Annotated in this window: 22 protein-coding genes; 10 read left to right on the forward strand and 12 right to left on the reverse strand. The window is 68.8% G+C overall.

Going from position 1 to position 23,459, the window contains the following annotated elements; genetic code table 11:
- Window positions 1-85 precede the first annotated feature (85 nt).
- Genes ACI3KT_RS16490 through ACI3KT_RS16505 form a run of 4 tightly spaced genes read left to right on the forward strand, consistent with a single transcriptional unit; the run spans window position 86 to window position 4,199 of the window.
- A complete protein-coding gene (locus tag ACI3KT_RS16490; protein ID WP_404905601.1) occupies window positions 86-727 on the forward strand; it encodes a DUF4129 domain-containing protein in 642 nt (213 codons plus the stop codon).
- Window positions 724-1,935, forward strand: a complete 1,212-nt coding sequence (locus tag ACI3KT_RS16495) for a DUF4350 domain-containing protein (protein ID WP_404905602.1) — start codon at window positions 724-726, stop codon at window positions 1,933-1,935. The genes ACI3KT_RS16490 and ACI3KT_RS16495 overlap by 4 nt, the downstream gene beginning before the upstream one ends.
- Window positions 1,936-1,966: 31 nt before the next feature.
- On the forward strand, window positions 1,967-2,890 hold the full coding sequence (locus tag ACI3KT_RS16500) for an AAA family ATPase (RefSeq protein ID WP_404905668.1): 924 nt from the start codon (window positions 1,967-1,969) through the stop codon (window positions 2,888-2,890).
- Between the two features lies 1 nt (window position 2,891).
- Complete coding sequence (locus ACI3KT_RS16505; RefSeq protein WP_404905603.1) at window positions 2,892-4,199, forward strand: DUF58 domain-containing protein; 1,308 nt, start codon at window positions 2,892-2,894, stop codon at window positions 4,197-4,199.
- A 28-nt stretch (window positions 4,200-4,227) separates the two neighbouring features.
- Here ACI3KT_RS16505 and ACI3KT_RS16510 read toward each other — a convergent pair whose 3' ends face one another.
- Window positions 4,228-5,220 carry a stage II sporulation protein M gene (locus tag ACI3KT_RS16510; protein ID WP_404905669.1) on the reverse strand — a complete coding sequence of 331 codons (993 nt, stop codon included), beginning with the start codon at window positions 5,218-5,220 and terminating at the stop codon, window positions 4,228-4,230.
- 16 nt (window positions 5,221-5,236) lie between these two features.
- On the opposite strand from ACI3KT_RS16510, the gene ACI3KT_RS16515 reads away from it, so the two are divergent.
- Entirely contained in the window at window positions 5,237-6,046 is an 810-nt protein-coding gene (locus ACI3KT_RS16515; protein ID WP_292905387.1) for an RDD family protein, read from the forward strand.
- A gap of 30 nt (window positions 6,047-6,076) precedes the next feature.
- Here the strand turns inward: ACI3KT_RS16515 and ahcY are convergent, their stop codons facing one another.
- The 5 genes from ahcY to ACI3KT_RS16540 all read right to left on the reverse strand — a co-directional run bounded on the left by ahcY (window position 6,077) and on the right by ACI3KT_RS16540 (window position 10,730).
- Window positions 6,077-7,522, reverse strand: a complete 1,446-nt coding sequence (gene ahcY / locus ACI3KT_RS16520) for an adenosylhomocysteinase (protein WP_307295896.1) — start codon at window positions 7,520-7,522, stop codon at window positions 6,077-6,079.
- 20 nt (window positions 7,523-7,542) lie between these two features.
- Window positions 7,543-8,757: an ABC transporter permease gene (locus ACI3KT_RS16525; protein WP_404905604.1), complete on the reverse strand. Its 1,215-nt coding sequence runs from the start codon at window positions 8,755-8,757 to the stop codon at window positions 7,543-7,545.
- Window positions 8,754-9,521: an ABC transporter ATP-binding protein gene (locus tag ACI3KT_RS16530; RefSeq protein ID WP_307295892.1), complete on the reverse strand. Its 768-nt coding sequence runs from the start codon at window positions 9,519-9,521 to the stop codon at window positions 8,754-8,756. The genes ACI3KT_RS16525 and ACI3KT_RS16530 overlap by 4 nt, the downstream gene beginning before the upstream one ends.
- The gene (locus tag ACI3KT_RS16535) at window positions 9,518-10,444 is read right to left on the reverse strand and encodes an efflux RND transporter periplasmic adaptor subunit (protein ID WP_292905395.1); all 927 of its coding nucleotides are present in this window, start codon (window positions 10,442-10,444) and stop codon (window positions 9,518-9,520) included. The genes ACI3KT_RS16530 and ACI3KT_RS16535 overlap by 4 nt, the downstream gene beginning before the upstream one ends.
- Window positions 10,445-10,523: 79 nt before the next feature.
- Entirely contained in the window at window positions 10,524-10,730 is a 207-nt protein-coding gene (locus tag ACI3KT_RS16540) for a DUF3499 family protein (protein ID WP_292905397.1), read from the reverse strand.
- A 72-nt stretch (window positions 10,731-10,802) separates the two neighbouring features.
- On the opposite strand from ACI3KT_RS16540, the gene ACI3KT_RS16545 reads away from it, so the two are divergent.
- The gene (locus ACI3KT_RS16545) at window positions 10,803-11,231 is read left to right on the forward strand and encodes a hypothetical protein (protein WP_292905399.1); all 429 of its coding nucleotides are present in this window, start codon (window positions 10,803-10,805) and stop codon (window positions 11,229-11,231) included.
- A 33-nt stretch (window positions 11,232-11,264) separates the two neighbouring features.
- On the opposite strand, the gene ACI3KT_RS16550 is transcribed toward ACI3KT_RS16545, so the two are convergent.
- The 4 genes from ACI3KT_RS16550 to manA form a co-directional block, all read right to left on the reverse strand.
- Entirely contained in the window at window positions 11,265-12,647 is a 1,383-nt protein-coding gene (locus tag ACI3KT_RS16550; RefSeq protein ID WP_404905605.1) for a DUF5719 family protein, read from the reverse strand.
- On the reverse strand, window positions 12,644-15,682 hold the full coding sequence (locus ACI3KT_RS16555) for a glycosyltransferase (protein WP_404905606.1): 3,039 nt from the start codon (window positions 15,680-15,682) through the stop codon (window positions 12,644-12,646). The genes ACI3KT_RS16550 and ACI3KT_RS16555 overlap by 4 nt, the downstream gene beginning before the upstream one ends.
- An 82-nt stretch (window positions 15,683-15,764) precedes the next feature.
- On the reverse strand, window positions 15,765-16,082 hold the full coding sequence (locus ACI3KT_RS16560) for a WhiB family transcriptional regulator (protein ID WP_292905405.1): 318 nt from the start codon (window positions 16,080-16,082) through the stop codon (window positions 15,765-15,767).
- Window positions 16,083-16,198: 116 nt separating this feature from the next.
- Window positions 16,199-17,365, reverse strand: a complete 1,167-nt coding sequence (manA, locus tag ACI3KT_RS16565; RefSeq protein ID WP_404905607.1) for a mannose-6-phosphate isomerase, class I — start codon at window positions 17,363-17,365, stop codon at window positions 16,199-16,201.
- A 56-nt stretch (window positions 17,366-17,421) separates the two neighbouring features.
- On the opposite strand from manA, the gene ACI3KT_RS16570 reads away from it, so the two are divergent.
- The 4 genes from ACI3KT_RS16570 to ACI3KT_RS16585 all read left to right on the forward strand — a co-directional run bounded on the left by ACI3KT_RS16570 (window position 17,422) and on the right by ACI3KT_RS16585 (window position 21,786).
- Window positions 17,422-18,837: an O-antigen ligase family protein gene (locus tag ACI3KT_RS16570; protein WP_404905608.1), complete on the forward strand. Its 1,416-nt coding sequence runs from the start codon at window positions 17,422-17,424 to the stop codon at window positions 18,835-18,837.
- Window positions 18,834-20,132, forward strand: coding sequence for an O-antigen ligase family protein (locus tag ACI3KT_RS16575; RefSeq protein ID WP_404905609.1), 1,299 nt, complete (start codon window positions 18,834-18,836; stop codon window positions 20,130-20,132). The genes ACI3KT_RS16570 and ACI3KT_RS16575 overlap by 4 nt, the downstream gene beginning before the upstream one ends.
- A gap of 89 nt (window positions 20,133-20,221) precedes the next feature.
- A complete protein-coding gene (locus ACI3KT_RS16580) occupies window positions 20,222-21,178 on the forward strand; it encodes a glycosyltransferase (protein ID WP_404905610.1) in 957 nt (318 codons plus the stop codon).
- Window positions 21,175-21,786 (forward strand): hypothetical protein, encoded by a 612-nt coding sequence (locus ACI3KT_RS16585; RefSeq protein WP_404905611.1) that lies wholly within the window; start codon window positions 21,175-21,177, stop codon window positions 21,784-21,786. Before ACI3KT_RS16580 ends, ACI3KT_RS16585 begins: the two co-directional genes overlap by 4 nt.
- A gap of 115 nt (window positions 21,787-21,901) precedes the next feature.
- On the opposite strand, the gene ACI3KT_RS16590 is transcribed toward ACI3KT_RS16585, so the two are convergent.
- Window positions 21,902-22,639 (reverse strand): ABC transporter ATP-binding protein, encoded by a 738-nt coding sequence (locus ACI3KT_RS16590; protein ID WP_292905417.1) that lies wholly within the window; start codon window positions 22,637-22,639, stop codon window positions 21,902-21,904.
- Window positions 22,639-23,457, reverse strand: coding sequence for an ABC transporter permease (locus ACI3KT_RS16595; protein WP_404905612.1), 819 nt, complete (start codon window positions 23,455-23,457; stop codon window positions 22,639-22,641). Before ACI3KT_RS16595 ends, ACI3KT_RS16590 begins: the two co-directional genes overlap by 1 nt.
- Window positions 23,458-23,459: the final 2 nt, after the last annotated feature.

Below are 23,459 nucleotides of genomic sequence, written 5' to 3' on the forward strand. Positions count from 1 at the left end.
CTCCCGCCCCCTTCGAGCCGCCACCTGTTCCCCCTCAGCAGCCTGAATCGAGCTGGGCTCCGCCGAGCACAGGCGATCCCCGGGCATGATCCTGCGTTTCGACGACATGTTCGTCCCCGACGGCGATGACGCCCGCCGCTGGGCCGAGGAGGAGCTCTCGAATCAGCGCTACGCCGAGGCGAAGCCGACCTGGTTCGACCTGCTGGCCCGCGACATCGCCCGCTTCATCGCCGACCTGTTCAACTCCGACAACACCGCCAACGTCGGACCGTCCGCTCTGATCATCGTGAGCGTGCTGATCTTCGCCGCGCTGGTGACGGTGCTGATCATCTGGGGAAGGCCTCGCCGGCCGAGCGCCGTGCGCCGGCTGCACGGTGGCCTCCTCGGCGCCGAGGACGACCGCTCCGCCGCCCAGTTGCGCGCAGATGCGGATCGCGCCGCGAAGGCGGAAGACTGGGACGAGGCGACGATCCTGCGATTCCGCGCCCTCGCACGGGGGCTGCTGGAGCGGGATCTGATCGATCCGACCCCCGGCGCCACCGCCCAGGGGATCGCGCGCGAGGTCGGCATGGTCTTCCCCGCGGAGACCGCCTCCGTCCGTGCCGCCGCGGTGTCGTTCGACGACGTCCGCTATCTCCGGCATCCGGCCTCTCCGCAGAGCTATGCGCAGCTCGCCGCCGCGGATGATCGACTGAGCGCACTGCGCCCCGAGGCGGTGCCGGCATGACCCTCACCCATGACGCACCGCCCTCGGCATCGACAGCCGAGCGCCCGCCGCGTGCGAAGCGCATCCGCACGCTCGTCGGCTGGCTGGTCGTCGCGGCGCTCGTGATCGGCGGCGCCGTCCTCATGCTCCGCGTCGCGGTGTCGGCGCCCGCCTGGCGCGACGCACTCGATCCCGAGGGCGCGGGCGACACCGGCGCCATGGCACTGGCCGAGATCCTGCGTGATCAGGGCGTCGAGGTGAACGTGTACCGTTCGCGGACCGAGGCTCGCGCGGCGATCGACGACGACACCACCCTGGTGATGGCGAATCCTGTCTCGCTGAGCGACGACGGCGTGAACGAGCTGATCGAACCGGCCGACCGCGTCGTGTTCCTCTCGGCCGGGACCCACCTGCTCACACTGCTCGACATGGGCGACAGCGCCCCCGGCTCCTCCGAGGCCGTGACCGCGCAGTGCGACGTTCCCGAGTTCGCGAAGACCGGTTCGATCCGCCCCGATCGGCTGTTCTCTCCTGCCGACGGCGTCGAGGGCTGCTTCGGCGACTCGGACGCCGCCGCGGTGCTGGTCGATGACGAAGACGGCGTCCGCCGCTCCGTCGTCGACGGAGCGCGCCTCTTCAGCAACGCCTACCTCGCCGAAAACGGCAACGCGGCCCTCGGACTCGCACTGCTTGGTCAGACCGACAAGGTCGCCTGGTACGTGCCGTCGTACGACGACACGGATATCGAAGCGGAGTCGCCCGAGACTCTGGGATCGATGACCCCCGACTGGTGGACGCCGGCGATCCTCCTCCTGCTCCTCGCCGGGGTCGCCGCCGCGCTATGGCGCGGCCGCCGCTTCGGACCGCTCGTCGCCGAGACTCTGCCCGTCACCGTGCGCGCCTCCGAGACCATGCACGGACGTGCCCGGCTCACCGCGAAGGCCGCAGACTCCGCACACGCCGCGGAGGCGCTGCGAGACGGCAGCAGACGCCGGCTCGCACGTCGGCTCGGCCTCGCCGTGACCGCGACGCCGGACGAGATCGCGGATGCCGCATCGGATCGGCTGCGCATCCCCCGGGGAACCCTGCAGACCCTGTTGGCCGGCCCGCTGCCGGCCGATGATCCATCGCTCATCCTGTTCGCTCGTCAGCTGACCGAGCTGGAGACGTCGATCGACGCCTCGCGCACCATGCCAGACACCCACACGGAGGACCCACGTGACCGCTGAGAACTTCAACGACGCCGAGCTTCGGCAGGCGATGCACCGCGTGCGCACCGAGGTCGACAAGGCCGTGGTCGGCCAGGCCGGCACCGTCACCGGGCTTCTGGTGTCGCTGCTCGCGAGAGGTCACGTGCTCCTGGAGGGCGTGCCCGGTGTCGCGAAGACGCTGGTCGTCCGCTCCTTCGCCCGCGCCCTCGGTCTCGACACCAAGCGCGTGCAGTTCACCCCCGACTTGATGCCGGGCGATGTGACGGGTTCGCTCGTCTACGACGCCCGCACCGGAGAGTTCGACTTCCGCGCGGGCCCCGTGTTCACCAACATCCTGCTCGCCGACGAGATCAATCGCACCCCTCCGAAGACGCAGGCGGCTCTGCTCGAGGCGATGGAGGAGCGCCAGGTCTCGGCCGACGGCGTGAGCCGGGCGCTTCCGGCCCCCTTCCTCGTCGCGGCCACGCAGAACCCGATCGAGCACGAGGGCACCTATTCCCTGCCCGAAGCGCAGCTCGACCGCTTCCTGATGAAACTGGTCGTCGGGATGCCCGAGCGCGACTCCGAGGTCGCGGTGCTGCGCAAGCACGCGTCCGGGTTCTCCCCTCGCGAACTCACGGGCGTGGAGGCGGCGGTCACCGCCGACGAGATCCGCGCCGCGCAGGATGCTGCGGCGCGCGTCGACGTCACGGACGACGTGCTCGGCTACGTCGTCGATCTCGCCAGAGCCACCAGGCAGTCCCCCTCGGTCGAGCTCGGCGCGAGCCCGCGCGCATCGACCGGCCTTCTCGCGGCTGCGAAGGCGTGGGCGTGGCTGAACGCGTCGACGGCGGTGACCCCCGACCACATCCAGACCATGCTGGTCTCGGTGTGGCGGCATCGTCTCCAGCTGCGCCCAGACGCGCAGATGGAGGGCGTCTCGGCCGATGCGGTGCTGACATCCGTCGTGCAGCAGACCAGGGTCCCGATCTAAGGTGTTCGTCACCGGTCGTCTCGCGATCGCACTCGGCGTCGGCGTCGTCCCGCTGGTCCTCGCGGGACTGGCAGGCTTCTCGGGTTACGCCGCGCTCGGTATCTGGGTGCTCCTGTGCGGCGTGCTCGTGCTGCTCGACGTGCTGCTCGCCGCGAGCCCTGCCAGAGTCGTCGTGACGCGCCGCGTGCCCGCTCGCAGCCGCATCGGCGAGCCGGTGCCGGTGAGCGTCGCCCTGCACAACATCGGCGCGCGCACCCTCCATGCGGTGATCCGCGATGCGTGGCAGCCGACGGCCGGTGCGCCATCCGAGCGGCAGCGCCTCAGCATCCCCGCCGGCGAGCGACGTCGCGTCGACATCCCCCTGCTCCCCCGCCGCCGGGGCGAACTCGTGAGCGAGTTCGTGATGGTCCGCTCGCGCGGTCCCCTGGGCCTCGCAGGGCGCCAGGCGAGGCACCGCGTGCGGGGGGCGATCCGCGTGCTGCCTGCGTTCTCCTCGCGGAAGCACCTCCCGTCGCGTCTCGCGCGACTGCGCGAGCTCGACGGCAACACCAGCATCCAGGTGCGCGGTCAGGGTACCGAGTTCGATTCTCTGCGCGAGTACGTCCGCGGCGACGACGTGCGCTCGATCGACTGGCGAGCCACGGCGCGCGCCGGTACGACCATGCTCCGCACGTGGCGGCCTGAGCGCGACCGTCACGTCGTGATCATCATCGACACGGGCCGCACCGCCGCTGCACGTGTCGGCGACGGCACGAGGGTCGATGCCGCTCTCGAGGCGACGCTGCTGCTCGCGGCCCTCGCCGCACGCGCCGGCGACCACGTGCATCTGCTCATGTACGACCGGGCCGTGCGCGCTCGCGTCACCGGCGTGGAGGGCACCGCCCTCCTCCCTGCTCTGACCGACGCCATGGCTCCCGTGCACGCGCGGCTGGTCGACACCGACTGGTCGGGCGCATTCACCGCGGTGCGCACGCTCACCACCCGCCCCTCGCTCATCGTCGTGCTCACGGCGCAGGATGCCGCGGAGTCCGCCCGAGGCTTCCTCGGCGCCTTCCCCGATGCCTCGCGGTCGACGACGATCCTCGTCGGGTCCGTGACGGACGACGGCATCGCCGATCTCGCACAGCAACGCGGATCGCGCGAGGAGGTCTATCTGGCGGCTGCCGCCGAGCGCACCATGCGCGATGCGGAGAACGTCGCGGACGCCATCCGACGCGCAGGCGGCGAGGCGCTGGCCGCCGATCCCGAGACGCTGCCGCCGCGCATCGCCGACAGATACCTCGAGCTGAAAGCGGCCGGTCGGCTCTGAGCCCCGGGCACCGGCCACGCAGCGGGCATCAGCCCGCGACGAGCCTCGGCGTGCCCGCCTCGTATTCGACCAGGTCGCCGGTCTCGCCCTGTCGATAGGCACGCCCGCCGATCACGAGCATGTAGATCAGGAACACGGCGAGCGCCGCCGCTCCGATTCCGATCTTCACCGGCCACGGCAGCGACCAGCCCGTCACGAAGCCTTCGATGAGGCCTGCGAGGAACAGCGCGAAGACCAGGCCGATCGAGACCGTCGCGAGCGAGCGCCCTTCCGAGCCGAGAGCCTCACCGCGTGAGCGGTTCCCCGGAGCCACCCACGCCCAGAACAGGTGCAGACCGCCCGCGGCCGCGACGAAGATACAGGTGAGTTCGAGCATGCCGTGCGGCAGGAGGTAGAGCACGAGGATGTCGGCACGGTCGTGGGCGGCCATGATCGCGCCGATGTACCCGACGTTCTGGGCGTTGATGACGATCTGGTAGATCGGCCAGAAACCCGTGATGCCGAAGAGCACGCACTGCATCGCGATCCACGCGTTGTTCGTCCAGACCATCCCGGCGAACACGGCGGCCGGATTCTCGGTGTAGTACCCCGTGATGTCTTCCTCCGCCATCTGCTTGAGGAAGTCAGGGGTGCCCAGTTGCGCGAGCAGCGCAGGGTCGCTCGAGATCCACGCCGCGAAGCCCACGGCCATCGCGACGAATGCGATCGCGATCGCGAGGGTCGTCCATCGCAGCCGATAGAGAGCGGCGGGCAGCTGACGGGCGAAGAACCGCCCCATCAGCGTCAGGACGTTGTCGCTCGCGCCGGTGAGACGCAATCGTGCTCGCACGAGGATCGTCGAGAGGTATGCGCCCTGCGGCGACTCGCCGACCGAGGTCTTCAGATCGGCGAGATCCGCGGATGCGGCGCGATACCGCACGATCAGCTCGTCGACAGCCGAACCGTCCAGCGAGGCGCGACTGAGCTGGTCGAGCCGCTCCCACTCGGCGCGGCGTGCATCTGTCAGCGCATCGGCATCCACCTGATTTACTGTACTCATGTCCGTGCCGATCGATACGTCCGACGAGGTGCTCTCCGGCGAGGCTGTCGTCCTCGACGTGCAGCCGATCGGGTTCCTGCTCCGAGCGGCCGGTGCTCTGATCGACATGGTGATCGGATTCGCCGCGCTGATCCTCTGGATCTTCCTTCGGCTGTGGCTGCTCGATGCGGGTCTGCTCGACGAGGCCACCGACCGGATCGCGAACGTCGTCGCGACCGTGTTCTGCTTTCTGATCCTGCCCGTGACCGTGGAGGTCGTCACCAAGGGCCGCAGCGTCGGCAAGCTCGCCGTGGGCGGGCGGATCGTGCGACTCGACGGCGGCGCCATCGGATTCCGGCACGCCTTCATCCGCGGCATCCTCGGCGTGCTCGAGATATACATGACCTTCGGCGGCCTGGCCGTGCTCGTGGGCGCCTTCACCGCACGTTCGCAGCGACTGGGCGACCTGGTCGCCGGCACGTACAGTCAGCGGGTGCGGACGCCGCGTCTCGTCCCGGTCGTACCGGTGCTTCCCCCTGCGCTGGCCGGTTGGGCGCAGATCGCGGATGTGGCGCGGATGCCGGACAGGCTCGCCCGCCGCATCTCGCAGTTCCTGCAGACCGCGCCGAACATGCTTCCGGCCGCGCGTTCACGGGTCGCGCAGAACCTGCTGGCGGACGCAGCGCCTTTCGTGTCACCGGTCCCCGCCGCACCGCCCGAGATGGTGCTGGTGGGCATCACGGTGCTTCGTCGCGAACGCGAGCGCCGCGCACTGGAGTTCGCGAACGCCCGCACAGAGAAACTCACCGGCCGCCGGGTCACCCTCTGAGCGGGTCCCCTCCGCTGGAGAGGACCCGAGTCAGTACCGGTAGTGATCGAGCTTGTACGGGCCTTCGACTGGCACGCCGATGTACGAGGCCTGATCGGGCGTCAGCTCGGTGAGCTGCACACCGAGGGCGTCGAGGTGCAGACGCGCGACCTTCTCGTCAAGCGCCTTCGGCAGGACGTAGACGCCGGTCGGATACGCCTCGATGTTCGTGAACAGCTCGAGCTGCGCGAGCACCTGGTTGGTGAACGACGCGCTCATGACGAACGAGGGATGCCCTGTGGCGTTGCCGAGGTTCATCAGTCGTCCCTCGCTGAGAACGAGCACGCTGCGACCGGTGGGCAGACGCCACTCGTGCACCTGCGGCTTGATCTCGATCTTCTCGGCGCCCTCGAGGGTTTCGAGTCCCGCCATGTCGATCTCGTTGTCGAAGTGGCCGACGTTCGCGACGATCGCGAGGTGCTTGAGCGCGAGCAGGTGCTCGGTGGTGACCACATCGCGGTTGCCGGTTCCGGTCACCACGATGTCGACCTCGCCGGCCACATCGATCAGACGTGCGACCTGGAAGCCGTCCATCGCGGCCTGCAGCGCGCAGATCGGATCGACCTCGCTGACGATGACTCTCGCGCCCTGACCGCGCAGCGCCTCCGCGGCGCCCTTGCCGACGTCGCCGTAGCCGCACACGAACGCGACCTTGCCTCCCATGAGCACATCCGTGGCACGGTTGAGCCCATCGGGCAGTGAGTGACGGATGCCGTACTTGTTGTCGAACTTGCTCTTGGTGACTGAGTCGTTCACGTTGATCGCGGGGAAGAGCAGCTCGCCGGATGCTGCGAGCTCGTAGAGTCGGTGCACGCCCGTCGTGGTCTCCTCCGTGACGCCGATGAGGCCGGCAGCGAGCTTCGACCAACGGTCGGCGGAGGACGCAAGTGAGCGACGCAGCAGGTCGAGGATGATCGTGTACTCGTGCGAATCGGCATCCGTCGCCGCCGGCACGACTCCGGACTTCTCGAACTCGACGCCCTTGTGCACGAGCAGGGTGGCGTCTCCCCCGTCGTCGAGGATCAGGTTCGGGCCGTCGAAGCCTTCTGACGACCAGTCGAAGATCCGCTCGGTGCACGCCCAGTACTCCTCGAGGCTCTCGCCCTTCCAGGCGAAGACGGGCACGCCTGCTGGTGCGTCGAGGCTGCCCTCCGGCCCCACGACGACGGCCGCGGCCGCTTCGTCCTGCGTGGAGAAGATGTTGCAGCTCGCCCAGCGCACCTGCGCCCCGAGCGCGGTCAGCGTCTCGATGAGCACCGCGGTCTGCACGGTCATGTGCAGGGAGCCTGCGATGCGGGCGCCCTTCAGAGGCTGCGCAGCGCCGAACTCCGCACGCAGAGACATGAGACCGGGCATCTCGTTCTCTGCGAGGCGCAGCTGGTGACGGCCTGCTTCGGCGAGGGACAGATCGGCGACGCGGTACTCGAGCTCAGGCATCCACCTATTCTCGCATCACCTCAGAATCGGATCGCGTCGATGACCTTCACCCTCAGAGCGACGAGAGCGGGGATGAAACCGGCCACTGCTCCGACCACGACCGAGGCGATCAGACCGATCATCGCGGCTCGCATCGGGAACGGCGGTATGTCCTGGATCCCGTAGAACATCGAGGTGACGACCCACTCCGATCGCAGGATCGCGACGACGATCGCGATCCCGATGACACCCGCGACGGTCGTGGCGACGAGGCTCTCGAGCAGCACCGACACGAACACCCGCCCAGAACTCGCCCCGAACGCCCTCCGCACGCCGATCTCGCGCACGCGCTGCCGCATCGCCACGAGCTGGATGTTGATCAGACTCAGCGCACCGAGCGCGAGGATGATGCCGCCGATCCCGCCGACCACCATCTCGAAGGTGGCCATCGCGTTCACACTCCCCGGCTGCGCGGCCCAGTCGGAACGGTTCACCATGATCGTCTGTCCTTCGGGCAGCCCTGCCCGAAGATCCATCGCGAGCACCGGTGCGATCTCGTCGACGCTGCCCTGTGGGACCCACACCTCGAACTGCACCTGTGCACCCTCGGGCAAGGCGTCGACACGCGACCGATATGCGTCGAAGAGCAGATCGACCCGGAGCGACTCGTCCATGTAGCTCTCGCGGGGCACGACGCCGACCACCTGGTACGTTCCCCCGGCCGGCCCCGAGAGCGCGAGGGTCGGGTGCTGCGCCAGCGGCACGCGTCCGATCCGATCCCACAGAGCCTCCGTGATGATCGCGGGCGGTGCGAGCGCCTCGACGTCCGAGTCCGTGAACCAGCGTCCGTCGAGCAGCTCCTCGCGGTGGATCTGCGGATACACCGGGTCGTACAGCCGCGCATAGGCGTCGACGATGCCGCCCGACAGGGCCACGGGCACCGTGAGCCCCTGCACGACCCTCGCCGTGTGGCTGAACTCGAACCGGGCCGCCGCAGCCGCCACCCGCTCCTCGAACGCGTCCATGTCGGCCGACGTGCCGTCGTCGTTCATCTGGCTGACCACCAGGGTCGCCGCCCGCCCTCCCGATCGGTCCGACTGCTCCGTCTGATACTGGCGCTGATACTCCGAGAAGGCGAAGACGGCGGTGAGGGCCGCGACCGACACCGCGATGCCGATCAGGCTGAGCAGCACCCGCAGCTTGTGGACCCGGATCTCCGCCCAGGCGTCGGCGAGAGCTCCCAGGATGCCGGTCATGATGCGACCGCCTCGGCGGGCACGACCGCACCGGACGACGGCACGGAAGCCGCGAGCGTGGACGCCTCGAAGGCCCGGCTGAGGTCCGCGGTCTCGAGACGCCCCGCATCGAGTCGGTAGTGCCTTCGAGCGCGTGCGGCGACATGGAGATCGTGGGTGATCGTGACCAGCGCGGCATCGGTCTCGGTGGCCACTTCGTCGAGGAGTCCCATCACGGAGGCTCCGGTGTCGATGTCGAGCGCGCCGGTCGGCTCGTCGGCGAGGATCAGCACCGGCCTGCGCACCAGTGCCCTGGCGATCGCGACCCGCTGCTGTTCGCCGCCCGACAGCCGGTCGGCGATCTGCTCGATGCGATGGCCGAGGCCCACGCGCTCCAGCATGTCGGCCGCGATCCGACGCCGGTTCCAGAACAGGCGTCCCTTCGCGTGCCCGAGCGGCATCATCACGTTGTCGAGCGCCGTCCGCCCCGGCAGCAGGTTGAACTGCTGGAACACGAAGCCGACGTTCTCCCCCCGCAGCCGATCGAGTCTGCCGGACCTCATGCGCCCGACCTCAGCATCCTCGAAGGCGACGGTGCCCGTCGTCGGCGCGTCGAGCATCCCCAGGATGTTCAGCAGCGTCGACTTGCCCGACCCCGACCGGCCGACGATCGAGACGTGATCGCCAGCGCTGACCTCGAGGCTGATGCCGCGCAGGATCTCGAGCGTCGAGTCGTCGGGGAGCGTCACGCTCTTGGTGACGCCGTCGAGTCTGACGAGGCTCACCAGCTCATCCCGCTGTCGCACTGCTCGACTCCGGGTGCGACCTCGTAGCAGTTCTCCTGCACGGGGGCGACGAATCCGGGCACGAACTGCCTGATCGACTCCCCTTCCTCCAGACCCGAGACGATCTCGACGATCGTGCCGTCGTTGACGCCGAGCGTGACGGCGCGCTCTTCGGGGTCGGACCCGTCACCGGCGTCGACCCAGACGTTCCCCGTTCCCGAACCGCCCTGGACAGCCGTCACCGGGATCACCAGGGCATCGTCGACCTGTCCGAGCGCGAGGTCGAGAGCGGCGGGCAGACCGGCGAAGACCACCTGATCGACGGGAATCGCGCACCGCACGCTCGCCGTGCCTTCTGCCCCCACTTCGACCCGCACGCCCGTGCAGGTGAAGGGCGCCGGCCCTCCGGTGATCGTGACGGAGGCGTCGGTCGGTGCGTTCACGAGCCGATAGAGCTGCACCGGCTCGACGGTCGCGAGAACGTGGTAGCGCGCGGGGGTGATCTTGTAGATCTCGGTTCCGACGCTCGTCGTCTGCCCCTTCACGAGTGCGATCTCGGACACCTCTCCCGCCTCGGGAGCGAGGACGTCGACGTCTTTCTTGGGGTCGTCCTGCTTGACGGTGAACAGCTTCTGTCCGGCCGCCACGGTCGCGCCCTCGCTCACGTGGACGGCGGTCACCGCGCCCGTGACCTCGCTGCGCACGGTGTAGTCCTCATCGCGTGCGACGTTCCCGCTGAGCGAAAGCGCGTTGACGACCGATCCCCGTTCGACGGCCACCACCGGATCCGTGATCGACGCCTCCGGGGCGATCTGGGCGACGGTGCGGTCGGGGAAGAACGCGATCTTCACCAGCGCAGCGGCGCTGGCGGCGAGGACGACCACGAGAAGCAGGGGGAAGATCCAGCGACGCCAGACGATCACGACAGCCTTTCCGGACGCGCCACCGTGGTGCATCCGGAATCAGCATATCCAGAAAATAGTTTTCGGGTATAGAGATTGCTCAGGCGCGCAGCGCTTCGTGGCGGACCACGAGCCAGCCGGCCGGGACCGAGAGACGTTCGGCGTGCGGAGAGCAGAGATCGTGCGCGTTCGGGTGCGCCTCGAGTCCGAGCGGACCCAGCGCCGCCATCTGGTCGCCGTAGTCATAGGTGAGCGTCGCCACGGCTTCGCGCGCGCAGCCGACCTTCGAGCAGAGTCTTCCGTCCATCTCCGCCAGGCTACGACCGAGTGCAGGGTGCAGAGCGGATGCCGCGCCGCACCACGCCTTAGACTTCTGAACATGCCTCGTCGTCGTGCCGATCGTGCTGCCGCAGCTCCGCGTCGCGGTGACCGTCACGGCCGTCACGGCCGACTGGGTCGCAGCGAGGTCGTGCGTCCTCCCCTCGCGCCGCTCGACGGTCGCATCGACCGGTTCGACCTGATCGTAGGCACGGCCGTCGAGTTCCTGCGCGGCAGCTGGGCCGAACTGCAGGACGTGCGCTTCGAGATCGGCGCCATGCCGATGCACGAGGCAGGCGAAGACGTGCCGCGGTGGCACCTCGACCGTGACAACAGGCGCATCGTGCTGTTCCGCCTGCCCATCGAGCGACTGCTGCCCCCTGGCCACGACGACGCCGCACATCGGCGGATGGCGATCGAGGGCGCGGTCTTCCGTGCCGCAGCGGAATACGTCGGCCGCGAACCCTGGGATCTGGGCCACGATCACTGACCGCCCCGCCGGCGACGCGGCTCGACGGGCGCGTCAGGGATAGACCACGATGCTCTGCTGCGCGGCAGCCCCCGGCCACACCGGCCACGCGGCCAGGGCGCCTTTCGCGGTCATGGCGACAGCCGCATGCACCGGCCCGGAGGGGTCGAGCGCATAGACCGCTCTGGCATCGATCTGGGCCGACGCCGACGATCCTGCCGGAACGGTGATCTGCTGCGCCTCGCCTCCCGCGGTCGGCTCGAGCGCGACCGTCACGTCGGATTCACCGTCATTCGCGAGATACAGCGTGGCGGCCGGCCCGGCCGGCACCGCGACGAGCACCTCGTCGGCGATCTCCGGTGCGGGCAGCACCCAGGCGAAATCGTTCCCCGGCGCGACGCCGTCCTGTACGCGCACCCCCGCCAGCACGCTCGACTCCGCATCCACGGCGACCGTGTACAGCCCCGGTTCGAGTTCGGACAGTCCGACCTGCGTCGGGGTGTCCGCCGCCAGCTCGACGTCGAAGGAGCTCGCGACGCGCGACTGGCCGACTTCGCGAACCGTGACATGGGCGGTGGTGTCGGCGCCGGGTGAGAGCAGCCGCAGGATCGCGGCGGCGGAGTCGTCGCTCTCATCGGGGAAGAGCTGCACGCCGGGGATCACGGGATGCTGCTGCGGAGCCGCGACGGAGTCCTGCAGGTCGATGCCGATGGGGTCGAGAGTCTGGGTGAGGGAGGACTGCAGCACCGCGCGGACCGGAGCACCATCAGCCGACACCTTCACCACGGGGGCCTCTGAACCACTCGCGATCGACGACAGCGGAATCGCCAGCTGTCCGCCCGCGGGGACGATCGACGTGCTCGTTCCCCGCACGGTTCCGTAGACCGAGAGGGTGACGGTGGAAGGCACGGAGCCCGGGTTGGTGAGGACGACCAGGTCCTCCGAGCCGATCGCGACGGTGCCACCCACGAGCCAGGACTCGCTGGTCGCGGCTCGGCAGGGCGCGGCAGCGAAGCCTGCGAGGTCCTCAGCGTCGAGCGTGGTCGACTCGGCGGCCCCGATCAGGGGAGCCGCGTCGCCCTCGACCTCGGACGACAGCCGGCGCAGTTCGCCGCTGCCCGGCAGGTCACTCGGAGAGAGGGGCGTCACGTCGGGCGAGCCGGCGGAGCCGTCGGCGATGAAGCGGGCGGATGCCGCGGATTCCATCTGCAGAGGGTTCGATGAGTCGCGGCCGAGCGCGCGGAAGTCGCCGTTGCACACCAGGACCGTGTCACCGGGCTGCGGAGTCACCACGGCCTGAGCGGGTTCGCGCGCGAGCGTGGGCCAGGGCGCGGTGATCGCGACCACCATCCCCACCGCGCAGGCCGCCGCGACGACGGCTCCCGTGAGCAGGCGAGCACTCGTCGCCGCAACCCGGATCGCACGGTTGCCGCTCATCGCTTCTCCTCCTGCTCGGGGTCTTCGCTCGCGTCCGGCGACGGCATGTCTTCATCCCCTGCTCGAAGCGCATCGCCGGGCGTCTGTCGTTCGGACGGCAGGGGCGCTCCCCCGTCTTCGTCATCCGTCTCCGGGGCAGCACGAGACGGAACGTCCTCGTCCTGCTCTCGGGGTTCGGCGACCGCGTCCGACTGCGCATCCTCGGGGTGCCGCGGAAGGACCAGGGGCTCTTCCGGCGCCCGTCCGACGATGCGCGACTGCGCACGTGCAGCGCGGCGTGATGCCCGCGTCGGGATGGACAGAAGCAGTGCGGCGATGAACAGCATGAGCTGCACAGTGATCACGGCACGCGCTGTGGCGTGCTGCCCGGCGGTCAAGGCGGTGCGGTCAGCAGCATCCTCCTGGAGACTCCACAGCTCCCCCCTCGCCGTCGCACCTGCGTGCACGAAGCCGTCGCGCTGGTTGAGGGCCGCCACGGCCGCTGAGTTCAGAGCGACCGCGCGATCGTCGGCTTTCGGCGTCGTGGCGAGGAGGACGTAGCTGATCCCGTTCTCGCCGAGCCGGCCAGCCGCATCGAAGTCGCGCGCCGAGAGGAGATCGACCGAGAGCGCGGTGATGTCGCTGCCTTGGATCCCCGTCGCGGTCGACATCATCGTCGTCTGTGCTCCCAGCGTCTCGCTGGCGCCCCACACCACCTCGGCAGCCAGGCCGCCATCGTTCTGCGGCGTCAGCACGAGGGTTCCGACCGGCTGCTCCGCTGCGGCCTGCGCGGCGACGTACGCCGGCAGAGTGGATTCGGGACCGTTCGTCAGCACCCGCTCCTCGCTCGCGAGATGGAATGACAGCAGCGCGGGTGCAGCGCTGACGACGATGGCGATGCCCGCGACGGTCACACTGAGGAGTCGAAGGCGCGGCACCGTGAGCATCGTGTCGAGCGTGACGAGCGCTGCGCCGGTGACGCCGATCCACGCCAGACTCAGACCTGCGCCCGGCCAGATCGCGACGGGAGTCCCCTGCGCGAACGAGACCGCCACGCCCACGGCGGCGAAGGCCGTTCCGAAACCGAGAACCGCCACCAGGAGCAAGGTGATGCCCGCGCGCCAACGGGGCGCGATCGCCGACATCAGGGCCAGCAGAGCGAGGGGGGCGAGGAGGATGCCTGCCCAGACTCCGAACGGGGCGGGGAGCACACCCGCCCAGCCACCGAGCTCGTTCGTCGGGAATCCCATCGCGAGCGCGAGCCGGCCGGCGGCATCCGCCGTCGCCTGCGGGCCGGCCCAGATCATCCCGGGGTCGCCGAGCAGAGCGATCAGGCTGCCATCCGACTGCTGCCAGACGATCAACGGCGCGAAGAGGGCTGCGGCGGGGAACGGCAGCCACAGCAGCCTGACGGCTCCGCGGAAGCGCGCGCCTCCCAGCGTGATCGCCAGCGCGATCGCCCAGAGCACCAGGAGCGCGGGAACGAGCGAGGGAGAGCAGGCCGCGACGGCGGCGAAGACGATGGATGCGGCGCCGGCGGCGCCCCACGAGCGGTGCGCGACGACAGCGGTGTGGAACAGCCACGGCAGGAGGAGGTGCAGCAGCACCGCAGCCGGTCGTCCGTCGACGAGCGCGGTGAGGAACGTCGGGGCGCACGCCCAGGCGACTCCGGCGAAGATCCGCAGTCCGGCCCTGTCGGTGACGCGCGTGGCGGCGAACCAGCCGCCGAGCACCGCGAGCGGCAGGGCGAGGATCCACAGCAGCACGAGCGAGAACGACGGCCCCGCGGGCCACAGCGACCCGAGCACCGCCAGCACCGAGGCGAACGGATCGGCGGGGCCGACGAGATCGACGCCGACGCCCCGCAGGCCCCAGGCCGCATCGCTCCAGAGTGCCGCGACCGTCTTGCGCAGCGGAAGCAGAGCTCCGCCGCCGAGAACCGGCCATGCCAGCATCTCGGTGAACGCCGCGACACTGACGACGAAGGCTGCGAGCACGGCCCATGCGCCGCCGCCCGAGAAGAAGTGCAGTTCGCTGACGGCGCCGCCCTCGCTGCCGTGGCCGTCGTCGAGTCGCCGGTGCAGCTCTCCTCGGGTGACGCGCAGCGGAGTGATGCTGGACCAGCTCGATGTGCGGAAGGATCGGATGCTGCGCCGCGATCGCGCCACGGCTCCGAACCTGCACATCGCGGTGAGCGCTGCACCCCACTCCGGCAGCACGGCTTCCGGTCGCTTGCCGATCAGATGCGTGATGGATCGCCAGAGCGCGAGGGGAAGCAGAGCGAGCCAGTGCAGGGGCAAGGCGAACGCCGGAGCGTAGGCAAGTCGGCGGTGCAGCTGCGCGAGGCGCGTGACGAAGGCGCGGCGGGAACGACCGGTGGGGAGCGCGGCCGGCCCGTCGGGTGAGACCGAGATGCGCGCCGACGGCGTCAGCACGACACGACCGCCGCCCAGGCGGGCGCGGATGCCGAGGTCGAGGCCCTCGTCGGCACCGGCGAGCGCACGGTCGGGGCGCAGTTCGCCTCGGACCTCGCCGCGGATCAGGAGTCCGCGGACGTCGGCGCCGAGCGCCTCATCGCGTCCGTCGTGCTGCCCCTGATCGAGTTCGCCCGCCGCGAGCTCCACGGAGCGTCCGAGCGCCGTCATGCTGACGCCGAGCGACACGACCTCGCGGTCGTCGTCGACCTGCACGAGCTTCGGGGCGATGATCGCCGCGGAGGGCGAGCGTTCGAGGCTTCCCACGAGCCTCTCGAGCGCCCGCGGGTGCGGCGCAGTGTCCTGCGCGAGCAGCCAGACGGCCGTGCCTTCGAGAATTCGTGGGCGGGCGAGTTCGACCGCGTCGGCGAAGGACGTGCCGCCGCGAGCTTCGATGACGCCCTCCACGAGCCCGGCGACGGTCTCGCTCTCACGGATCCCTGCCGCATCGCCGCACATCACAAGCGTGATCGCGGCGGGCGGAGTCGTCTGGGCGCGCAGCGCGTCCAGGGTGCGGAGCAGTTGAGCACGGGCCGACGATCCGGGGCGCGCGACGATGATGGCGTGAACTCGGGCTGGCATGACGTGGTCAGCCTATGCTCGCGATCCCGACGGCGAATGCAGCGCGTGCGGCGCGCCCGCGAAGCTGTGAGAGAGCGTCGGCTCAGCTGGCGCGGCGCTTGAGCTTGCGACGCTCGCGCTCGGAGAGGCCGCCCCAGATGCCGAAGCGCTCATCGTTCTGAAGCGCGTACTCCAGGCATTCTCCTCGAACATCGCACGAGGTGCAGATGCGCTTGGCATCGCGGGTCGAGCCGCCCTTCTCAGGGAAGAACGCCTCGGGATCGGTCTGCGCGCAGAGCGCTTCGCTCTGCCAGGCGAGAGCGGTGTCGTCGTCTCCCTCGACCTTGCGAACCCCTGGAACTCCGAGGTTGATCGGATCGACGAACCAGTTCTCAGGTACATCGGAACGGTAACCCGTCATCTCGATCCTCCAACCCTTATCTCCGCCCCCCGGCGGGCCGTGCTCAACTAATTACACCCGTGTGATTCCCATCGGTCAAGTCGCGGATAGTAAACCCTCAATATTGTCTTGAAGGTTCATGACGCCTCGTCGGCGTGTCGCGCTCGCTCTCGCTCCTCCGGCAGCGATCCGGGTGTGGCGATGAACACCTCACCCGTGCCGGAGAGGGTGAGGGACGACTCGTCCTCGGTCGCGAGGACCGCGTGACCGACCGGAACAGCGCGCGAGACGGCATCCGCTCCGCTCACCGCGGTATCGCCCGCGGTCGCAAGAACCATGGCGGGCCCGCGCACAGGCATAGTGAGCGGCTCTCCCGCCAGCGTCACGCGGCGCAGGGCGAAGTCCGGCACCCCGACGGGGTACTCCGTGATCGCCCCGCCCGTCGACGGCCTCAGCACGGGCACGGCGCCGGGCGTCGTGTCGAGGATCGACAGCAGTTCGGGCACGTCGATCCGCTTGGGGGTGAGCCCGCCGCGCAGCACGTTGTCGCTGGCGGCCATGATCTCCACACCCAGCCCCGAGATGTACGCGTGCAGGAGCCCGGCCTTCAGGAAGACGCCTTCGCCGCGCGACAGCACGACATGGTTCATCAGCAGAGCGACGACGACGCCGGGGTCTCCCGGGTACGCGTCGGCGATTCCGGCCACGGCCCTGAGAGCATCCGCCCACTCCCCCGATTCGGTCTCGGACGCCTGGCCCACTGCGGCGGCGATCACATCGACGTCGCCCTGTGCCTCGCCCGACAGCAGCCACCCGATCGCGTCCCGCAGCACGTCACCGTCTCCCGAGAGGCGTGCCCGTAACGGGTCGGCGGACGAGCCGACGATCTCCAGCAGCCGCAGAGTCTCAGCGACAGGCCGCAGGCCGCTCAGCGACTCGAACCGCTCACTGAGAGCGACGATGAGTTCGGGCTTGTGATTCGCGTCGCGGTAGTTGCGTTCAGGGTCATCCAGGGACAGACCGGTCTCCCGCTCCCACCCGGCCCGCGCCTGTTCGACTGTCGGATGAACCTGGATAGACAACGGGGATGCCGCCGCCAGCAGCTTCAGCAGATAAGGCAGGGTTCCGCCCGTCACGGCATCGAGCGTGCCGTCGCCGGCGACGTCTGCGGGATCCCCCGGGTGGTCCCCGAACCAGACCTCGGCTTCGGGTTCCGCCGACGGCGCCCGCCCTTCGAGTTCCGCGAGAAGAGTGTGCGATCCCCACGCGTAGTCGCGGGGCACGTTCGACAGGCTCAGCAGCATGCCCCCCAGCGTATGGCTACGGCGCGAGCACAGCACAGCGCGGTAGCCTGAACGCGATGGCGCAATACACCAAGCACCCGGTAGCCGCCCCGCCCACCGCGCCAGAGCGCGAGTCGACGGGGCACCTGCTGTTGCGCGGCTACATCATCCTCGTGCTGATCGTGACGTTCGCGCACGCCGCCGTGTACAACCTGGTCGGCCCGTACGGAGCGGGAATCGTCCTCGGTGCGTTCCTGCTGGCGACTCTCGGCATCGGCGTCCCGATGCTCGCGAGAAAGCACCCTCAGCCCTTCGCATGGCGGCGGCTGCCGTGGTCGGCCGTGGGCTACACCGCGCTTGCGCTCGTGTCGGTCGCCTGGTCGCAGTGGCGCGAGGCGACCCTCATCACGTGGTTCCTGCTCGGCGCCGTGACAGTGACCGCGCTCTTCATCGCCCAGGTGCTCACGTGGCGCGAGATCGTGCGAGCGCTGGCTTCCGCGTTCAAGTGGATCCTCGGGCTGTCGCTGGCGCTCGAGCTGTGGGTGTCTCTCGTGCTCCAGCACGCCCTGTTGCCGAACTTCCTCGACCTGCCGCCCGGAAAGATCGACCCGCAGTGGTATTGGGTGCGTGACAACCTCTTCGACGGCGGGCGCCTGCAGGGCATCGTGGGCAACGCGAACCTCCTCGGTTTCATCAGCCTCTTCGCGATCATCACCTTCGGCGTGCTGTACGCCGCTCGCGTCCGCTGGCGCACGACGCTCGCGCTGTGGACGCTGCTCGCCGTGTTCTTCCTCTTCCGCGCCGCCTCGGCGACGGCATACGTGTGCGCTGCCGCCGCCGTCGTCGTGCTTGTCGTCGCGCTCCTGATGCGCCGCGCGGCGACTCCCGGTGCCCGAACCCGGATCTACACGGTCGCGATCGGCGGTGCCCTCGTCGTCGGCGCAGCGGCCTGGTTCCTCCGCGAGCCGCTGCTGGGCCTGATCGGCCGCAGCGCAGATCTCACCGGACGGTCGAACAAGATCTGGGCATCCGTCATCGAGCGGTGGCACCACCATCCACTCTTCGGCAACGGCTTCTCGAGTCCCTGGCTGCCATCCGACCCGGCGTTCGCGAAGTGGATCAAAGATCACGGGATCCCCGTTTTCCACGCGCACAACATGTGGCTCGACGTCCTCATGCAGCTCGGCGTGCTCGGCGCGATCCTGATCGCGATCGCGTTCCTGAGCCTGCTCTGGAGATCGTGGTTCTTCGCGGTCGACCGGCCGCGGTGGGACCTCACCTCCCATCGTTCCTACTCGCCGCTCACGCTGCTGCCCAGCCTGTTCACCGTCGTCCTGCTCGTGCAGGGTCTCACCGAGTCGACGCCGATCATGCTGTGGGGCTGGATGCTGCTCATCCTGCTGTCGTTCAAGCTCAAGACCACCCCGCTTCTCGGGGTCGGCGAGCGCGAGCGCGTGATCGAACGCGGCGAACGCCGTCGGCGGGTGCCGTGACGGCTGGCCACCGGATCAGCGGCCTGCTCGGCTCGGCGGAGATGGCCAGAGCCTTCACGATCGCGGTGCTGGCGGCGGTGTTCTCCTCGCTGTCGATCGAGCGGATGTCGTCGCCGGTCACGCTTGCGACCGTGATCTCGCTGCTGTGCGTCCTCGGCGCAGCAATCCTCTGGGTACGCCGGGAGGAGCTCTCGCTGCTGCGAGTCGCCCCGACGTCGCTGCTGGTCTTCCTCGCATGGGCGCTGGTGAGCCTGGTCTGGACGACCGACAAGTCCGACACGCTGTTCGCATGGATGGCACTGCTGGGCTACGCGTTCCTTGCGATCACGGTCGGGCACATCCGCGACACCCTGCAGACCGTGCGAGCCCTGGGCGACACTCTGCGTGTGCTGCTGCTGGTGTCGCTCGGGATCGAGATCCTGTCCGGCGTGCTGTTCGACGTGCCGTTCACTTTCCTCGGGGTACAGGGCAATCTCGCCCTCGGTGGTCCCATCCAGGGCATCTTCGGCAGCCGCAACATGCTCGGCTTCGTCGCGGTGATCGCGCTGATCACCTTCGCGATCGAATGGCGGTCGCAGTCTCTCGAGGCGAGGATCGCGGTTCCGTCGATCGCGCTCGCGACGATGCTCGCCATCCTCTCGGCCTCTCCCACGGTTCTCGTGCTCGCGTTCGCGGTCGGAGTCGTGACGGTGGCGCTCACGATCGTCAGGCACGCTCCGGCCGAGCGCCGGGACGCCGTGCAGTGGGTGCTCGGCGCACTCGTGGCGATGGCCCTGGCGGCGGCATTCGCTCTGCGGCATCCGATCATCGCCCTGATGGATGCCGGATCCGACTTCTCGATCCGAGCGACCCTGTGGAACACGATCCTGGATTTCGTCGCGGTGAAGCCGATCCAGGGTTGGGGCTGGTTCGGCGGCTGGCCGGCCGGCGAGTACCCGTTCAACTACATCAACTTCTCCCTCGACGACCACCACCAGAGCGCTCTGAACTCGTACTTCGACGTGCTGCTCCAGCTCGGAACGGCAGGATTCGTGCTGTTCCTGCTGCTGGGCGGCATCGCCACCGTGCGCTCATGGCTCGTCGCGAGCGTGCGGCGCTCGGTCGTCTACGCGTGGACGCCGCTCATGCTCGTCACCCTTGCCGTCGAGTCGATGTTCGAGAGCTTCACGATCGTGGGCGCCGGCTGGTTCCTGCTCGTGCTGTGCGCGCTGCGCGCCGGACAGTCGCGGTCGTGGCGCGAGAACATCGACGCCGCGCAGACCGGAGTGATCCCGACCCTGCGCGCCGAGGGCTGAGCGCGCCCGGCGGATTCCACGGGTGCGCCCGGTAGGCTGGTAGCTGCTCGCGGCGTCCTGCGGGCCGAACGCTTCCGGAGATCCCACTCGTGACCAACGTCCCCTTCGACCCGGCATCCGCGACGATCGTCATCGTCACGTTCAACCGCTCGCACCTTCTCACCGGCCTTCTCGAGAGCATCACCGTGATGGACCCGAAGCCGGGCCACGTCGTGATCATCGACAACGCCTCCTCCGATGACACCACCGAGGTCGTCGACTCGTTCCGCCCTCGCCTCGGCACCGAACTCGTCTACCGCCGCCTCGAGACCAACACCGGCGGATCGGGCGGCTTCAGCGAAGGCATGCGCACCGCATACGAGCTGGCCTCCGAGTGGATCTGGATGATGGACGACGACGTCGAGGTGATGCCCGACGGTCTCGCCCGCATGGGCAAGTGGGCTCCGCGATTCAAGAGCATCCAGGGCCGCCGCTACGACTACGACGGCAGCGAGTTCTACTGGCAGTACCGCATCGCTGAGCGCATGGGCATCCCGATCCCGTTCGCTCCGTCCGGATTCGACGAGTCCGGTTTCAAGGAGATGAACAGCGGATGCTTCGAGGGCATGTTCATCCACCGCTCGATCGTGCAGCAGATCGGGCTGCCCGATCCGAGGTTCTTCATCTACTGGGACGATCAGATGTACGGATGGCTGGCGTCGCGCCTGACCACGGCCGTGATCGTGAATGAGTTCGTGCTGCGCCGCACGCGTGAGATCAAGCAGTGGGACATGGGCATCCGCCACATGAACGCGTCGAGCAACGCCTACCGCTTCTACATCATGCGCAACCGCGCATACATCAAGAAGTACTACCGCGTGCACGGCAACTACAACCCCGTGCTGTTCGGCCTCGGCACCGCCATGACCTTCGCGAAGGAGATCATCCGGCTGTTCTTCGTCGAGCGCACGGTGCGCGGCACGAGCAACCTCTTCCGAGGGCTTCGAGAGGGCGGCAAGCTCAGCCGCGACCGCTCCTGGCAGCCCATGGCACCGCTGGAGGCATGAAGATGACGGACGAGCAGCAGCCAGAGCTCCGCTGGGCGCCGATCGAGCCCAAGCCGCGCAACAGCCGACGCATGTGGCTCATCATCGGTCTCGTCGTCGCGGCCCTGGTCGTCGCCGGCGTGGTGCTGTTCTTCGTGCTGAACCAGAACGGGAATCCGGACGCCGAAGGGACGGCGTCACCGAGTCCCTCGACATCTGCGACGTCTACGGCGATGCCTTCCCCCTCTCCGAGCGGATCCGTCGAGCCGACGACCGAGCCCACTACGCCGGTGCAGACCGAACCTCCCGTCGTCGACCCGAGCGTCGAGGCGTTCCGTGGTCAGGTCAGCGGATGGCTCGGCGACGGCGGGCGCGGACTCGACATCGTCGCGGAGTCGAGCGGCCAGGACGCGCTCCCCGTCATCGACACACTGCAGGAGGACGCGCAACGGCTGTCGGATGCTCAGCCGCCTGCCTCGATCCTGGAGCAGTGGTACGGCGGCATCGACGCCTACTCCCAGAAGCTCAAGGAACTGCGTTCGGCGGTTTCTGCCGGCTCGGGGGTATCCGGTGCCGTCGACGCGGCGCGCACCGAGCTTGCGAGTCTGAAGGCGCTTGTCGGGCTCTGAGCCCCAATGCCCCGCTCGCCGTCGAGCCTAGAGCTAGTCTGCCCGACTCATTGAACTTCAGCGCTCCATCAGTCGTCGAGCGAGCACAGCGAACGAAAAGCAGCAGGCTTGACCGCTAACCGCCGTTGTGGTCCTTGTTGTAGCGGTCGAGCACCTCGGCGATCGGGGCGTCGAGCACGAGACCGCCCTTGTCGAGATAGAGGCCGCGAGTGCAGAAACGCCGCAGGTCGCGCTCGTTGTGGCTGACGAAGAACAGGGTGCGCCCCTCCGCGAGGAGCTCGTCGATGCGTTTATAGCACTTCTCGCGAAACGCTTTGTCGCCCACGGCGAGGACCTCGTCGACGAGCAGGATCGGCTCGTCGAGTTGGGAGACGACCGAGAACGCGAGGCGCACCTTCATGCCGTTGGAGAGATGCTTGTAGGGGGTGTCCTCGAAGCCGCCCAGTTCGGCGAACTCGATGATGCCGTCGTATCGCCGCGACACCTCGTCGCGGGACATGCCGTGCAGTCCCGCGGTGAGGCGCACGTTCTCGCGCACGCTGAGGTCTCCGACGAAGCCGCCCGTGATCTCGATCAGCGGCGCCACTCCCCCGTTGACCGTCACGGTTCCCTCGTCGGACAGGAGGACACCGGCGACGAGGCGGAGCAGAGTCGACTTGCCCTGACCGTTTCGCCCGACGACGCCGATCGATTCACCCTGCTGCACCGAGAAGGAGACTCCGCGCAGGGCCCAGAACTCGCCGGGGCGCGAACGGCGCTTGGCACCGGCGAACAGGTCTTTGAAACTGCGACGGCCACGGCGGTTGCGCCGGAACCGCACGCCGAGGTCGTGGACTTCGATCGCAGCCGTCATCACAGCTCCTTCAGCACGGGGCGCTCGAGACGGCGGAACACCCAGGCGCCGAGCACGAGGATGAACAGGCTCATCAGCACGCTGATCATGAGGGCGAAGGGATTCCACTGTTCGGGGAAGAACGGCATCCGATACAGCATGAAGATGCCCGCGAGCGGGTTGAACGCTCCCAGCGTCTGCGCGATGCCCGGAAGATCGGTGACGTTGTAGATGATCGGCGTCGCGTAGAACATCGCACGCAGGATGAGTGCGGTCGTGCGCTCGAGATCGACGTACATGACGCAGAGCGGGGCGATCAGGAGACCGAGGCCCACGAGAAGGACCGTCTGGAGAAGGATGGCCACCGGCAGCCAGAGCACACCCCACCCGACCTGGACCACCTGGTCGGGGTTCTTCTCGATCAGCAGGTTCACCACGATGAAGAGGACGAGGACCGGCAGTGAGAACAGGTACTCCATGCCCTTGCTCAGCACGATGCGGTTCACCCAGATCGAGCGGGGGATCGCCGTCGAGCGGACCAGCCGAGCGTCCTTCTTGAACGCTCTGGTGAAATCGCTGACCGCGGCGTTGAACCACACCCACGGCAGCAGCGCGCTGATCAGGAACACGATGTACGGTTCCTCGCCCACGTCGCGGTGGAACACCTGCGTGAAGACGAACCAGTAGATGGCGCTCATCACCAGCGGATCGAGCACAGACCACAGGTACCCGAGCATGCTCGTGGAGTAGCGGACCTTCAGATCCCGGGCAGACAGCAGCCACAGCGAATGCAGGTATCTCCGGGGCGTCCCCGGGGCCCCGACAGCAGTGTGACTCACAG

Source organism: Microbacterium sp. ZW T6_19 (assembly GCF_044987465.1).
Classification (GTDB): domain Bacteria; phylum Actinomycetota; class Actinomycetes; order Actinomycetales; family Microbacteriaceae; genus Microbacterium; species Microbacterium natoriense_A.

Excerpts from the sequence above, each read along its gene's own strand:
- ACI3KT_RS16490 (WP_404905601.1), top strand. The coding sequence starts at position 86 with ATGATCCTGCGTTTCGACGACATGTTCGTCCCCGACGGCGATGACGCC.
- ACI3KT_RS16495 (WP_404905602.1), top strand. The coding sequence starts at position 724 with ATGACCCTCACCCATGACGCACCGCCCTCGGCATCGACAGCCGAGCGC.
- ACI3KT_RS16500 (WP_404905668.1), top strand. The coding sequence starts at position 1,967 with ATGCACCGCGTGCGCACCGAGGTCGACAAGGCCGTGGTCGGCCAGGCC.
- ACI3KT_RS16515 (WP_292905387.1), top strand. The coding sequence starts at position 5,237 with ATGTCCGTGCCGATCGATACGTCCGACGAGGTGCTCTCCGGCGAGGCT.
- ahcY (WP_307295896.1), bottom strand. The coding sequence starts at position 7,522 with ATGCCTGAGCTCGAGTACCGCGTCGCCGATCTGTCCCTCGCCGAAGCA.
- ACI3KT_RS16525 (WP_404905604.1), bottom strand. The coding sequence starts at position 8,757 with ATGACCGGCATCCTGGGAGCTCTCGCCGACGCCTGGGCGGAGATCCGG.
- ACI3KT_RS16540 (WP_292905397.1), bottom strand. The coding sequence starts at position 10,730 with ATGGACGGAAGACTCTGCTCGAAGGTCGGCTGCGCGCGCGAAGCCGTG.
- ACI3KT_RS16545 (WP_292905399.1), top strand. The coding sequence starts at position 10,803 with ATGCCTCGTCGTCGTGCCGATCGTGCTGCCGCAGCTCCGCGTCGCGGT.
- ACI3KT_RS16550 (WP_404905605.1), bottom strand. The coding sequence starts at position 12,647 with ATGAGCGGCAACCGTGCGATCCGGGTTGCGGCGACGAGTGCTCGCCTG.
- ACI3KT_RS16555 (WP_404905606.1), bottom strand. The coding sequence starts at position 15,682 with ATGCCAGCCCGAGTTCACGCCATCATCGTCGCGCGCCCCGGATCGTCG.
- ACI3KT_RS16560 (WP_292905405.1), bottom strand. The coding sequence starts at position 16,082 with ATGACGGGTTACCGTTCCGATGTACCTGAGAACTGGTTCGTCGATCCG.
- manA (WP_404905607.1), bottom strand. The coding sequence starts at position 17,365 with ATGCTGCTGAGCCTGTCGAACGTGCCCCGCGACTACGCGTGGGGATCG.
- ACI3KT_RS16570 (WP_404905608.1), top strand. The coding sequence starts at position 17,422 with ATGGCGCAATACACCAAGCACCCGGTAGCCGCCCCGCCCACCGCGCCA.
- ACI3KT_RS16585 (WP_404905611.1), top strand. The coding sequence starts at position 21,175 with ATGAAGATGACGGACGAGCAGCAGCCAGAGCTCCGCTGGGCGCCGATC.
- ACI3KT_RS16590 (WP_292905417.1), bottom strand. The coding sequence starts at position 22,639 with ATGACGGCTGCGATCGAAGTCCACGACCTCGGCGTGCGGTTCCGGCGC.